At 62.0% G+C, this 13,074-nt stretch carries 11 protein-coding genes; 9 read left to right on the top strand and 2 right to left on the bottom strand.

The genetic code is table 11. The features are described 5' to 3' along the window. Positions 1–26: 26 nt before the first annotated feature. Complete coding sequence (locus ASD83_RS12545; RefSeq protein WP_056312401.1) at positions 27–1,001, bottom strand: sugar ABC transporter substrate-binding protein; 975 nt, start codon at positions 999–1,001, stop codon at positions 27–29. A gap of 230 nt (positions 1,002–1,231) precedes the next feature. Here ASD83_RS12545 and ASD83_RS12550 point away from each other — a divergent pair, with 230 nt between their 5' ends. Next, complete coding sequence (locus ASD83_RS12550; protein ID WP_056312402.1) at positions 1,232–2,428, top strand: ROK family transcriptional regulator; 1,197 nt, start codon at positions 1,232–1,234, stop codon at positions 2,426–2,428. Between the two features lie 61 nt (positions 2,429–2,489). Here the strand turns inward: ASD83_RS12550 and ASD83_RS12555 are convergent, their stop codons facing one another. Next, positions 2,490–3,344 carry a LysR substrate-binding domain-containing protein gene (locus ASD83_RS12555; RefSeq protein WP_056311337.1) on the bottom strand — a complete coding sequence of 285 codons (855 nt, stop codon included), beginning with the start codon at positions 3,342–3,344 and terminating at the stop codon, positions 2,490–2,492. A 96-nt stretch (positions 3,345–3,440) separates the two neighbouring features. Between ASD83_RS12555 and ASD83_RS12560 the strand changes: the two genes are divergently transcribed. The 8 genes from ASD83_RS12560 to ASD83_RS12595 all read left to right on the top strand — a co-directional run bounded on the left by ASD83_RS12560 (position 3,441) and on the right by ASD83_RS12595 (position 12,993). Then, a complete protein-coding gene (locus ASD83_RS12560; protein WP_056312404.1) occupies positions 3,441–4,328 on the top strand; it encodes a PhzF family phenazine biosynthesis protein in 888 nt (295 codons plus the stop codon). 191 nt (positions 4,329–4,519) lie between these two features. Further along, the gene (locus ASD83_RS12565; RefSeq protein ID WP_244489164.1) at positions 4,520–5,638 is read left to right on the top strand and encodes an epoxide hydrolase family protein; all 1,119 of its coding nucleotides are present in this window, start codon (positions 4,520–4,522) and stop codon (positions 5,636–5,638) included. Between the two features lie 188 nt (positions 5,639–5,826). Then, positions 5,827–6,840 (top strand): LacI family DNA-binding transcriptional regulator, encoded by a 1,014-nt coding sequence (locus ASD83_RS12570; protein ID WP_056311339.1) that lies wholly within the window; start codon positions 5,827–5,829, stop codon positions 6,838–6,840. A gap of 44 nt (positions 6,841–6,884) precedes the next feature. Further along, positions 6,885–8,123 (top strand): ABC transporter substrate-binding protein, encoded by a 1,239-nt coding sequence (locus ASD83_RS12575; RefSeq protein WP_056311341.1) that lies wholly within the window; start codon positions 6,885–6,887, stop codon positions 8,121–8,123. A gap of 67 nt (positions 8,124–8,190) precedes the next feature. Beyond that, entirely contained in the window at positions 8,191–9,111 is a 921-nt protein-coding gene (locus ASD83_RS12580) for a carbohydrate ABC transporter permease (protein ID WP_056312409.1), read from the top strand. Next, positions 9,108–9,974: a carbohydrate ABC transporter permease gene (locus tag ASD83_RS12585; RefSeq protein ID WP_056311343.1), complete on the top strand. Its 867-nt coding sequence runs from the start codon at positions 9,108–9,110 to the stop codon at positions 9,972–9,974. Before ASD83_RS12580 ends, ASD83_RS12585 begins: the two co-directional genes overlap by 4 nt. A gap of 20 nt (positions 9,975–9,994) precedes the next feature. Further along, positions 9,995–11,911: a glycoside hydrolase family 127 protein gene (locus ASD83_RS12590; protein WP_056311345.1), complete on the top strand. Its 1,917-nt coding sequence runs from the start codon at positions 9,995–9,997 to the stop codon at positions 11,909–11,911. A gap of 11 nt (positions 11,912–11,922) precedes the next feature. Then, positions 11,923–12,993, top strand: coding sequence for an ABC transporter ATP-binding protein (locus tag ASD83_RS12595; protein ID WP_056311346.1), 1,071 nt, complete (start codon positions 11,923–11,925; stop codon positions 12,991–12,993). Positions 12,994–13,074: the final 81 nt, after the last annotated feature.

The following is a 13,074-nucleotide window of genomic DNA, read 5'->3' on the forward strand; positions in this document are numbered from 1 at the left end:
GAACCGATTATAACTGGCCTGGGCCTTCAGCCCCAGCAGAGTTCGGTGCCCTCGGTAGTATCGATCGAGTCGACCCCATCGACCGGCTGGTCGGTTACGAGTTTGACGCCGGTATCGAAGAAGTCCTTGCCTTCGGTCGGGGTCGGCTTGGCGCCGCTATCGGCCCAGGCCTTGATCGCCTCGACGCCGAGCGCCGCCATCTGCAGCGGATATTGCTGCGAGGTCGCCCCGATGACGCCGTCCTTCACATTGGCAACGCCCGGGCAGCCGCCATCGACGGAAACGATCGTGACATCCTTTTCCCGGCCGATGGATTTCAGCGCTTCGTAGGCACCGGCAGCCGAGGGTTCGTTGATGGTGTAAACGACGTTGATCATCGGATCCTTGGCGAGAAGGTTTTCCATGGCCTTGCGGCCGCCCTCCTCGTTGCCCGCGGTCACATCGTGACCAACGATGCGCGGATCGCTTTCGTCGCCCCACTTGTTGGGATCTCCCAACTCGATGCCGAAGCCGGAGAGGAAACCCTGGTCGCGCAACACGTCGACGCTGGGCTGGCTGACAGCAAGATCGAGCATGGCGATCTTGGCATTGGCAGCTTCCGCACCGAGCTTGCCCGCGGCCCATTTGCCGATGAGTTCACCGGCAAGGAAATTGTCGGTGGCAAAGGTCGCGTCCGCCGCATCGACCGGGTTGAGCGGCGTATCGAGCGCGATGACAAGCAGGCCCGCATCGCGCGCCTTCTGCACCGACTGCACGATGGCCGAGGTGTCGGACGCAGCGATGAGAATGCCCTTGGCGCCATCTGCAATGCAGGTCTCGATGGCCGCAACCTGGGTTTCGTGGTCGCCGTCGATCTTGCCGGCAAAAGCCTTGAGCGCCACGCCCAGCTCCTGCGCCTTGGCTTCGGCGCCTTCCTTCATCTTGACGAAGAAGGGGTTGGTATCGGTTTTGGTGATCAGGCAGGCGCTGACGGTGTCCTGCGCCAAAACAGCCGACGACATGACGGCAAGGCTCAATGCCGTGCCAATAAGCAGCTTCTTCACGGATATCTCTCCCTTGAACCGGCCCCAGCCAAAGCGGCTCCTCCACAGGCTGGAGGCTGGTCTCATGTGTTTTCACGCTCTTATCGTTGCGCGTCCCGGATCACCCGTCAATATATAAATCTCATTTATTTATTTATTCGAAGCGCGCTATCTTCCGCTTCGGAATACCTCCCACTATGGTGCCCGTCATGACTACGGCAAACATCAGAAGCGTCAGCAGCGGGGTCAATCAGAGTGGGGTTCGGGATCATAACGAACGGCTGCTGCTGACCCTGTTGCAGCGCCATGGAGCCCTGGCCGGCAGCGACCTGGCGCGCCTCGCAAACCTCTCTCCGCAAACGGTTTCAATTATTTTGCGCGAGATGGAGGCCGAGGGCCTTCTCGCGCGTGGAGCGCCGGTCAAGGGCAAGGTCGGCAAACCTTCCGTGCCGATGAGTCTCGCCGAAGGGGGCGTGCTCTCCATTGGGTGCAAAATCGGGCGGCGCAGCGCGGTATTGCTGCTCGCCGATTTCCGCGGTGCCGTGCGCCAGCAATTGCAGATCACCTATTCCTACCCTCTCCCCGAACACATCTTTTCCTTTCTCCGGGAAGGCCTGGCGCAAATCCTGGCTTCCTGTTCGCCAAATGAACGCACCCGCATCTGCGGCATTGGCATTGGCGTGCCGTTCGAACTCTGGAAGTGGAACGAGCTGGTGGGCGCGCCGGCTGACGAATTCGCGCTCTGGAAAAATGTCGATTTCGCCAAAGAACTGGCCGATTTCACCGACCTGCCCGTTAGCCTCGTCAATGACGCCACGGCAGGCTGCCAGGCCGAACATGTCTACGGCCGGGGCAAGGAATTTCGCGATTACGCCTATTTCTTCGTCGGCGCCTTTATCGGTGGTGGCATCGTCCTCAACAACACCGTCTACCAGGGCCATCGCGGCAATGCGGGCGCGCTTGGCTCTCTGCGCAGTTTTGGGCCGCAAGGCGAAAGCCAGCAATTGATCGACGCCGCTTCGATACATCTCCTTGAAACGCGCCTGATCGAAAACGGCCTCGACGCCGCCGACCTGTGGACGTTGCCGCAAGACTGGAGCCGCTTCTCTCGCTTCGTCGAACCCTGGATCGGCCGCACCGCCCAAGAGCTGGCGCGGGCCAGCCTTTCTGTCTGCGCCGTCATCGATTTCGAGGCCATTCTGATCGACGGTGCCTTCCCCGATCCGGTCAAGCAGGAACTCGTCGATCGTACGCGGCGCTATCTCGTCAATCAGGATATGCGCGGCCTGATCGCCCCGCGCATCGAGGTCGCGACCGTCGGGTTTAATGCCCGGGCCATTGGCGCAGCCGCCAGTCCCCTCTTTGACCGCTATTTCCTGAACGGCAATATTCGCCTCTCGGGCTGATGCCTGTTCCGTTCAACGAGCCGCTCACTAATCTCGATGCCGAACTGCACGGCACTCAGCATTACCGCTGGCGCACCTGGTCGTGGAGCCAGTCACAAAAATGGCGCGGCGCGGCGCGGTGGTCGCCTTCGCGGATGAGCGCGAAGTACCAGTCGGGACCCTTCAACACGGTATCCAGCGGCGCCACCAACTGCCCGCTGTCCAGTAAAGGCCGGAACAGCGTCGGCGACAATAATCCCACGCCCAGGCCGCTTACCGCCGCATTGGCGATGAGTTCGAAGATCGAATAGTTGACGCCGGCAAAGCGCAGATTGCCCGGCACGGGTCGCTCGGCCCGGGCAAACCACTTGCCCCAATCGGGGTGCGGCAGCAGGTCGAAATTCGACAGGTCTTCCGGCACCCCCAGCGTCCCGGCACCCAGCAGCCTGGGCGCGATCATTGGCGTGACATCGACCGGCGTGAGGGCATATTCGTCAAGCCCGTCCCACCCACCCCGTCCGGTCCGTATCGCGACGTCGAAGGCCGTTGGGTCACGCAGGTCCGAGGATATGTCCAATTCGATGCTCCCGCCGCCGGCGGCCCGATAGCCTGATAGCCGCGGCGCCAGCCAGCGCGAGGCAAAGGTTGGCGGCACCGTGACCCGTAAGGGCCCGGCACCGGCCTGGAATTTATCGAGAGCCGTGCTGATGCCATCGAGCGCCTGCCGCACCTGGTTCGCCAGCGCAACCGCTTCCGGCGTCGGGACGACACGCCGGCCGACGCGCATGAACAAAGCCTGGCCGAGCTCGAGTTCAAGCGTACGGATGCGCAGGCTCACCGCGGCGGGGGTAAGCGCCAGGCGATCCGCCGCACCGGCGAAGCTGCCCGCGCTGACGCACATCTCTAGGATACGGAGCGATTCAAGCGCGGGACGAATGATAAGTTTCCCTTGTCATATGGGCAAGCAATGCGCGTTTTGGGACGCCGCCGCACTGGTGCACAGTCTGCCTATCAAAGCGATAGGAGCGATGCCTTGCAACAGCAATCAAGCAGTTCAGCCTTAGTGGTCGGCCTTATCGACGTGTTTGCCGATACCGCCTTGAGCGGCAACCCGCTGGCCGTTGTTGAAGGTGCTGATGGTCTGTCCGACGCGCAGCTGCGCCGCATCGCCGGCGAATTCAACCAGGCCGAAACGACCTTCGTCATGCACAGCGATCGGGCCGACCTCAAACTCCGGTCCTTCACGGCCGCCGGGGCTGAAGTGGGCGGCGCCGGCCACAATGCGCTCGGTGCGTGGCTGTGGTTGGCCGAGGACGGCAAGCTCGGGCCGATCGAGGCCTCCCGAACCTTCCACCAGGAAATCGGCGGCGAACTGCTTCCGATCGAGCTTCGCCGGGTCGATGGGCGGATTGTTGGACGCATGCGGCAATCAACGCTCACGCTGGGACCGGCACTCACCGATCTGGCCCCGCTGGCGGCCGCGCTTGGCCTATCGTGCGAGGATGTTCTCTCCAAGCCTGCGGCGCGAGTCGCCGCCACGGGGGTGGCGCACCTGCTGGTCCGTCTTGCGGATATGGCGGCGGTCGATCGGGCCGACCCATCCGCCAAGGGGCTGCTGAAAGTTCTGGCCGGGGCTTCGGCGGAGGGGTGCTACGTCTATGCCCTCGATGGCGCTACGCCAAACCGCGCCTATGCAAGGTTCTTCAACCCCACCGTGGGGTTGTGGGAAGACGCCGCCACCGGCACTGCCGCCGGACCGCTTGCCGCATATCTGGCAAGCGAGGGCCTGATCTCGGGCGCGATCGAGATCGAGCAAGGCACCAAAATGGGACGCCGGAGCATTTTGCGCGTCAGCCTTGCTTCCGAGCCCGAAGTTTCGGGTGCCGGCATCATCGTGATGCGCGGCAGGCTGTTCATCTGAGCCAATCAACCAACTGACCAAACTCCAGAACGTCGCGACAGTCGTCGCGCCCTCGCACCGTGCCCTCGCAAATCCCCGCAAGTGAAAGGACCGACATGCCTCTGACCCGCCGTCAATTCAACAAGGCCCTTGCCGCCTCAGCTTTGCTCAGCGGCTTCACCAAAACCGCCTTCGCACAGGAGACCTCTGCCGTGACCACACCGACAGCTTTCCAAATCGCCATCCCCGAGGCCCAGCTCGCCGACCTCAAATATCGCCTCGAGCACACCCGCTGGCCGGACGAGCCGGCCGACGCAGGCTGGGCCATGGGAACCAATCTCGACTACATGAAGCGGCTGACCGATTACTGGCTCAACGGCTACGATTGGCGCCGGGCCGAGGCGAGTTTGAACGCATTTGCCAACTTCAAGGTCGGCATTGACGGGATCGATCTGCATTTCATCCATCAGCCCTCCAAGAACCCCGACGCGGTTCCGCTCCTGCTGCTGCATGGCTGGCCGGACTCGTTTTATCGCTATCACCGTGTGATCGCGCAGCTGCCCGAAACCTTCCATGTCGTTGTCCCCTCGATCCCCGGCACCGGCTTTTCCGGCAAGACCGCCCTGCCAATGGACCAGGTCGCCGATCTGTTCGCCCGCCTGATGAAAGAGACGCTCGGCTATGAAAAATTCATCGCTGCGGGTGGCGACGGCGGTTCCATCATCTCGATGTCGCTGGCTCAGCGCCATCCCGAGGTCCTCCTCGGCCTTCACGTGACCGATGTGGGATATCCCGATCACACCACCGACTTTGCCGTTCTAACCCCGCCGGAACAGGCCTATGCCGGCGCCATCCAGCAATGGTTCTTCGCACACGGCGCCTTCAATCTGGTGCACGCGACAAAGCCGCAAAGCATCGCCTTTGCGATGAATGACTCCCCGGTCGGGCTGGCGGCCTGGATTATAAGCTTCATGGCCGGAATGGGTCATGGCGACGAAGCCGATGCGCGCTTTGGCCGTGATGAACTGCTCACCAATATCATGATCTATTGGCTGACCGAGACGGCCGCCTCATCCTTCCGGATCTATAACCAGAACATGATGCATCCCCCCACCATCATGGGCAGCAATACCGGCATCCCGGTCGCCGTGGCCAGCGAACTGCCCATCCCCGGGGGCGTGCGCCTGCCGCGAGAATGGGCGGATCGCCAGACCTCGGGCAACGTGGTCCAGTTCCACGACATGGAGAAAGCGGGCCATTTCGCCGCCTGGGAAGACCCGGCATTCTTTGTCGGCGATCTCGTCCAGTTCGCCGAACTCCTCAAGAGCTGATCGCGGTCGCAGGCCCGCACACCAAAGGACGCCGGGTGGGACCTCCCGCCCGGCGGCTTCGAGCCGGTCGTGGATCTTTAGCAGAAGAACCGCCCAGCCCGGCCCCGCCTCAATGAAAATGGTCTTGACTTTCGTTAGAGAAAAGGCTTTTTCAAATCTGCGAAAAGGCTTTCTCACGGAAAACACCCTTGTCATTTCAGCCCACGAAGCGCGTACGGATTTATGACGTTGCCCAAGCGGCCGGCGTCAGTGTGGCTACCGCCTCGAAGGCGCTGAACGACACCGGGCGCATGACCGAGGAAACCCGGGCCCGCGTCAAAGAGGCTGCGAGCAGCCTCGGTTTTCGACCCAATGCGATGGCGCGTGGCCTCATACAGCGTCGCAGCTTTACAGTCGGGCTGCTGACCAATGACACCTATGGCCGCTTTACCCTGCCCCTGATGGCGGGGGTTTCCGAAGAGCTCGTTGATCAGGGCATATCGGTTTTTCTCTGCACCATTGAGGACGATCCGGCGCTCGCCAAAATTCATGTCGATGCCATGCTCGACAAACAGGTCGATGGCATCATCGCCTCAGGTAAGCGCATCGATCGGCAACTGCCGGTCGATCTCGCCAACCTCAACATCCCGGTGGTCTACGCGTTCACCAAGGCTCCGGCCGATGCGGTGAGCCTCGTGTCGGACGACGCGGAAGGGTCGCGCGAGGCTGTCGAATGGCTCAAAAGCCTCGGCCGCCAACGCATGGTTCACGTGACCGGTCCCAGGAGCTTTGCCTCGGTGGAAGAGCGTGCCGGTGCCTATCGCGCGTCGGTCGGCGAAAACGCTCCGGTCTTCTTCGGCGCCTGGTCCGAGCAATGGGGCCACGAAGCGGTCGCCCAGATCTGGGACGCCACGGGCGAAAAGCCCGATGCCATTTTTTGCGGCAATGACCAGATCGCCCGCGGCGTCGTCGATGCCCTGCGCGAGCGCGGCGTCTCCGTGCCCACAGATGTTTCGGTCATCGGCTTCGACAATTGGGAAATCGTGGCCGCCGCCACGCGCCCGCCGCTTACGACGATCGACATGAATCTCAAGGAACTCGGCCGGGAAGCTGGCCGCCTGGTTCTGGCTTTGGCAGCGGGAGAGACTGTCGAGCCGGGGATCCGCAAGCTGCCATGCCAGCTTGTGGTCAGACAATCCTGCGGGGGCGCACCCCGCAGCTAAACGCAGGGACCGGCGCACAGGTCCAAATTGGGAGGAGTAAAATCATGATCCGCAAACTACTGGTCGCCACCAGTCTTGCATCGCTGTGCCTTGTCTCCAATGCCATGGCGCAGGAAACCATCAATATGTGGGTGCGTACCGGCATCGGTACCGCGTTCACCTCGCTGGCCGACGCCTATAATGCCAGCCACGAAAACCAGATCGCGCTGACCGAAGTGCCGTTTGCCGAACTGGTGCAGAAATATGCGACCGCCATTGCCGGCGGCCAGGCGCCTGACGCGCTCTCGCTCGACCTGATCTACACCCCGTCCTTCGCCGCAGCGGGACAGTTGCAGGACCTGACCGAGTGGGCCAAGAGCCTCGACTATTTCGACAGCCTCTCCCCCTCGCATGTGACGTTGGGGACTTACCAAGACAAGGTCTATGGCCTGCCGCTGCTGGTGGAAACCTCAGTGCTCGCCTGGAACAAGGGCCTTTACGAGCAAGCCGGCCTCGACCCGGATAAAGCGCCCGCCAATTGGGATGAGGTCGAAGCAAACGCCGAAGCCATTCGCGCCCTCGGCGGCGACAATTACGGCTTCTACTTTTCCGGCGGCTCCTGCGGCGGCTGCATGATCTTCACCTTTACCCCGCTCGTTTGGGGCTCGGGCGCCGACATTCTGTCCGAAGATGGGCAGACAGCGACGCTCGACACCCCGCAGATGCGCGCCGCCGTCGCCAAGTATCGCTCCATGGTGGAAAAGGACCTCGTGCCCGAGGGGTCTGCGACCGACAATGGCGTCAACTTCCTCAGCTTCACCAATGGCAAGATCGGCCATCAGAGCCTGGGCGCCTTTGCCATCGGCACGCTGGTCAACGACTACCCCGATATCGACTTCGGCGTGACCATGATCCCCGGCATCGAAGGAGGCACCTCGTCCTTTGCCGGTGGCGACAATATCGTCGTGACCAAGGACACCCCGCGCCTTGCCGCCGTTGAGGAGTTCATCGAGTTCGCCTACTCCCCTGAAGGTCAGAAAATCCTGGCGCAGAACGGTTCGCTGCCGACCCGTTCCGATATCGCCGCCGAAACCCTAGCTGGCCTTGATCCGCGCCTGCAGGTTGCCGTCGATGCCATCGCCGTGGCCAAGACCCCCTATACGCTCTTGTTCAACGACCTGATCAACAGCGCCAATGGCCCTTGGGCAACCTTCACCAACGCCGCCATCTATGGCGACGACGTGGATGGCGCCTTCGCCAATGCCCAATCCGAAATGCAGTCGATCATCGACAACGCGCCCTGATGGGGAAAAGCGGGAGGTTTTGGTTCGCCAGAGCCTCCCGCATCTTCAACCGGATTTTTTCATGTCCATGACTATCGCCACACCAGTTGCGGCTGCAGAGAAACCGCGACGCCGCGCACGCAAAAACCGCCAATTGCAGGGGCTGCTCTACATCGCGCCGGCCGTTATTCTCGTGACGATCTTTTTCGTCATTCCGGTGCTGTTCACCGTCTGGATGAGCTTTCACAATTGGCCACTACTGGGCCAGCCAAGCTGGATCGGGCTCGGCAATTATACCCGCATGTTCAGCGACACGCGCTTTGCGGCGGCGCTGAGCTTCACCGCCTATTATACCGTCATCGCCACCATTGCGATTTTCGCCCTGGCCTTCCCACTGGCCCTTTTCGTGCAAAACGAGCGGCGCGGGGTCAGCGCCTATCGCACCATTTTCTTCATGCCGGTGGTCGTGGGCCTTGCAACGGCGTCGCTGCTCTGGGTCTGGCTCGCGAATGTCGATAGCGGGCTCTTCAGCCCGATCCTGCGCATGTTCGGCGTTACCGGCCGCAGCGCCAATCTTCTCGCCACCTTCAACAATGCCTTCCCAACCATCATCGTCATGGTGGTGTGGAAGATCGTGGGCTTCACCATGATCATTCTGCTCACGGGGCTGCAGTCCATCCCCAGCGACCTGATCGAAGCGGCGCGCATCGATGGCGCCGGCCGCTGGCAGCGCTTCCGCTTTCTCACCCTGCCCCTCATGCGCCGCACCCTGGCGCTGGCACTCATTCTGTCGGTCACCGGCTCGGTTCTGGCCTTCGACCAGTTTTACATCATGACCAGCGGAGGCCCGCAAAACCGCATGATCTCGGTGGTCTACTATATCTTCAACCAGTCCTTCGTGTCGTTCCAGCTCGGCTATGGCTCGGCGCTCTCCATCGTCCTTCTCGGCATTCTGGTGGCGCTCAGCGTCGTCCAGCTCTGGCTGCTTCGCGTGGGAGACGACAAATGAGCGCGGCGACAAAAGAGGCGCGCGTCCGCCGCAAGTTTATCGGCAGCCTGGGCTTTCACGGCTTTGGCGTCATCGCCTCGTTCTTCTTCCTCGCCCCATTCTTCTGGGCCGGGCTGTCATCGCTGCGCAGCGGCAGCGAATCCCAGACCCCGCCCCTGCCGCCTTGGCCAACCACCGGCATCAGCTTTGACAGCTACGCCACCCTCGACACGTTCGGCTCGGGCATCTGGCAACACACCTTCAATTCCCTGCTCGTCTCGCTCAGCACAGTCGTTCTCACGGTTATCGTCTCGCTGCTCGCCGGCTATGGCTTCTCGCGCTACCGGTTCCCGTTCAAGAATGTGTTCTTCATCCTGATCATCGCCACGCTGATGATCCCGTTCCAGTCGATCTTGACGCCGCTCTTCATTATCCTCGCCAAACTCGGCCTCAACAATTCGCTCGTCGGGCTGATCCTCGTCTATGTGACGCTGCAACTGCCCTTCTCTGTCTTCATGATGCGCAATGCCTTCGATGCGGTACCGCGAGAAATCGAAGAAGCCGCCCGCATCGATGGCGCCCGCGACATCAAGCTTTTAGTGCGCGTGCTCCTGCCGCTGGTCATGCCCGGCGTGGCAACGGTTGCCATCTTTGCCTTCCTCAACGCCTGGAACGAGTTCCTCGCGGCGCTGATCCTCCTTTCGGACAATGACAAATACACCCTGCCCGTCTTGATGACCGCCGTTCGCGCCGGCCGGCTGGGGGCCATCAACTGGGGCGCGGTGCAGGCCGGCGTGATGGTCATGACCATCCCCTGCCTCGTCATCTTCCTTCTCCTCCAACGCTATTACATGCGCGGCCTGATGGCTGGCGCGGTCAAATAATCTCACCCACAGGTATCCCCATGACCATCGCTCCCAACCGTCAGTTCCGCCCGCTGCCCGTTCCGTCCGTTACCGTTGGCGGCTATTGGGGCGATTGGCAGGAAGCCGTCTGCGACCACACCGCGGCAATCCTCCTCGATCGCTGCGTCGCCGCCGGCATGCTCGATCAGATCAACCCGGACGTACCAAGCCCCGGCATCGTCATCCCGATCCTTCATTGGCTCGGCACGCCGCAGATGTTCTGGGATAGCGACCTCGGCAAATCCATCGAGACCATCGCCTATTCGCTCTATCGCAAGCCAAATCCCGAGCTCGAAGCACGGGCCGATGCCATCATCGACATGTACGAAAAGCTGCAGGACCCCGACGGCTACCTCAGCTCCTTCTTCCAGCGCATCAAGCCCGAATGGAAGTGGACCAACCTGCGCGACTTCCACGAGCTCTATTGCGCCGGCCACATGATCGAAGGCGCCGTCGCCTATTATCAGGCCACCGGCAAGCGCAAATTCCTCGATGTGATGAGCCGCATGGCCGACTACTGCGTCAAGAAATTCGGACGCGGTCCCGGCCAGGTCCGCGGTTATTGCGGCCATGAAGAGATCGAACTGGCGCTGGTCAGGCTCGCCCGCGTTACCGGCAAGCAAGACTATATGGACCTCGCAAAATTCTTCGTGGACGAGCGCGGACAGGAGCCGCACTTCTTCATAGAAGAAGCCCTTGCGCAGAACCGCGACCCCAAAGGGGTGCAGAAGAACACGCTCGAATACAACCAGTCGCATCTGCCGGTACGCGAGCAGACCAAGGTCGTCGGCCATGCCGTGCGCGCCATGTATCTCTATTCAGCCATGGCGGACCTTGCCACCGAGTATAACGACGACAGCCTGACATCGGCGCTCGAAACGCTCTGGGCCGATCTCACGCAAAAGCAGATGTACATTACCGGCGGCATTGGCCCCGCCGAAGCCAATGAGGGCTTTACCGACTATTACGACCTGCCCAACGACACCGCCTACGCCGAAACCTGCGCCTCGGTCGGCCTCGTCTTCTGGGCCTCCCGCATGCTCGGTCGCGGCCCCAACCGCCGCTATGCCGACACCATGGAACAAGCGCTCTACAACGGCGCCATCACTGGCCTCTCCACTGACGGCAAGACCTTCTTTTACGACAACCCGCTGGAATCAACCGGCAAGCACCACCGCTGGACCTGGCACCCCTGCCCCTGCTGCCCGCCCAATATCGCGCGTCTCGTCACCTCGCTCGGCTCCTATATCTACGCCGTCGCCGACGACGAAGTGGCCGTGCATCTCTATGCCGAAAGCGAAGCGCGCATCGATCTCGCCAATGGCGCCAAATTCACGCTGACCCAGCACACCAACTATCCTTGGTCGGGCAATATCGACATCCGCGTCGAACCGGAAACAGCGGCCCGGTTCGCCGTCTCCCTCCGCATTCCGGCCTGGGCCCATGGCGCCAAACTTGCCGTAAACGGGGAAGCACAGGACATCGCCACCGCAACCACTGACGGCTATGTGCGCATCGAACGCGAATGGAAAAAGGGCGACACCATCTCCCTCGACCTGCCGCTCGAGCCGCGGACCCTCCGCGCCCATCCCTCCGTCCGGCACGATGCCGGCCGTGTCGCCGTCATGCGTGGCCCGCTGGTCTATTGCCTCGAAGGCATCGACAATGGTGCGGGCCTCAACTCCATCCTCCTCCAGCGCGGCCTCGGACAGTCGCAGACCGCGACCATTCCGAACCTGCGCGGCGCCATCGCCATCGACATTCCGGTGCTGCGCGAAACCGCCGAAAACTGGGGCGACGACCTCTATTCCGACAAGGCTCCAGCAACCGAGCCTGAAAAGGCCCGCCTCGTGCCCTACCACCTTTGGGACAACCGCGAGCCCGGCGAAATGCTGGTCTGGCTACGTCAGAGTTGAGAGGAGCGAGCATGACAAACGCAACGGGCATGGCGCTGCGGCAGGTCCGCAAAAGCTATGGTGCAACCAATGTCGTCCACGGCATCGACCTCGACGTAGCGGCCGGCGAATTCGTCGTCTTCGTCGGCCCCTCAGGCTGTGGCAAGTCGACGCTCCTGCGCATGATTGCCGGGCTCGAAGAAGTCACCGACGGCGAAATCAGCATCGGTGGCCGCGATGTGACCGATCTCGATCCCTCCCAGCGCGGCATCGCCATGGTCTTCCAGTCCTATGCGCTCTACCCCCATATGAGCGTGCGCGACAATCTCGGTTTCGGCCTCAAAATGGCCAATACGCCAAAGGCGGAGATCGAGACCCGCGTCACGGCAGCCGCCAAAATCCTCAAGATCGAGCCCTTGCTCGAACGCCGCCCGGGTCAATTATCGGGCGGCCAACGCCAGCGCGTCGCCATCGGCCGCGCCATCGTGCGCAAGCCGGACGTGTTCCTGTTCGACGAGCCGCTCAGCAATCTCGATGCCGAACTGCGCGTCTCGATGCGCATCGAGATTGCCCGCCTCCACAAAGAGCTCGGCAACACGATGATCTACGTGACCCACGACCAGACCGAAGCCATGACCCTCGCCGATAAAATCGTCGTGCTGCGCGATGGCCGGATCGAACAGGTCGGCACGCCGCGAGAGGTCTACGAACACCCCGACAACATCTTCGTTGCCGGCTTCATCGGCTCCCCCAAGATGAATTTTCTTGCGGGCGTCGCGGCAAACGATGGTTTTGATCTGGCTGGAAAGACCTTCCCCTTGGGATATAGCCTGGCGGAACCGGGAACGCCGGTGACCGTCGGCATCCGGCCCGAGCATATCGAGGTGGGCCCTTCCGGCGCAGCCACCTTCTCCGTCGAGGTCGATTTTAGCGAGTACCTCGGCGGCACCCAGTACCTCTACGCCACCCTTGCCGACGGCCAGAGCCTGGTCATCGAACATCGCGAAAACACCGAAATCCTTGGGGACGGGTCTATCACCGTCTCGTGCGACCCCGGACGCATCGAGGTTTTTTCAGCAACCGGGCGACGGATGAGGCGGTAAAGGCAGCAGGGCGCCTTGGTTGCCGGTTCGCTCACGCCCATCGGTAGTGCCGCGGCAATCGCCATGGCATTGGCAAACCGC

Origin of the sequence: Devosia sp. Root685 (assembly GCF_001427875.1) — a bacterium.
Lineage (GTDB): Bacteria > Pseudomonadota > Alphaproteobacteria > Rhizobiales > Devosiaceae > Devosia.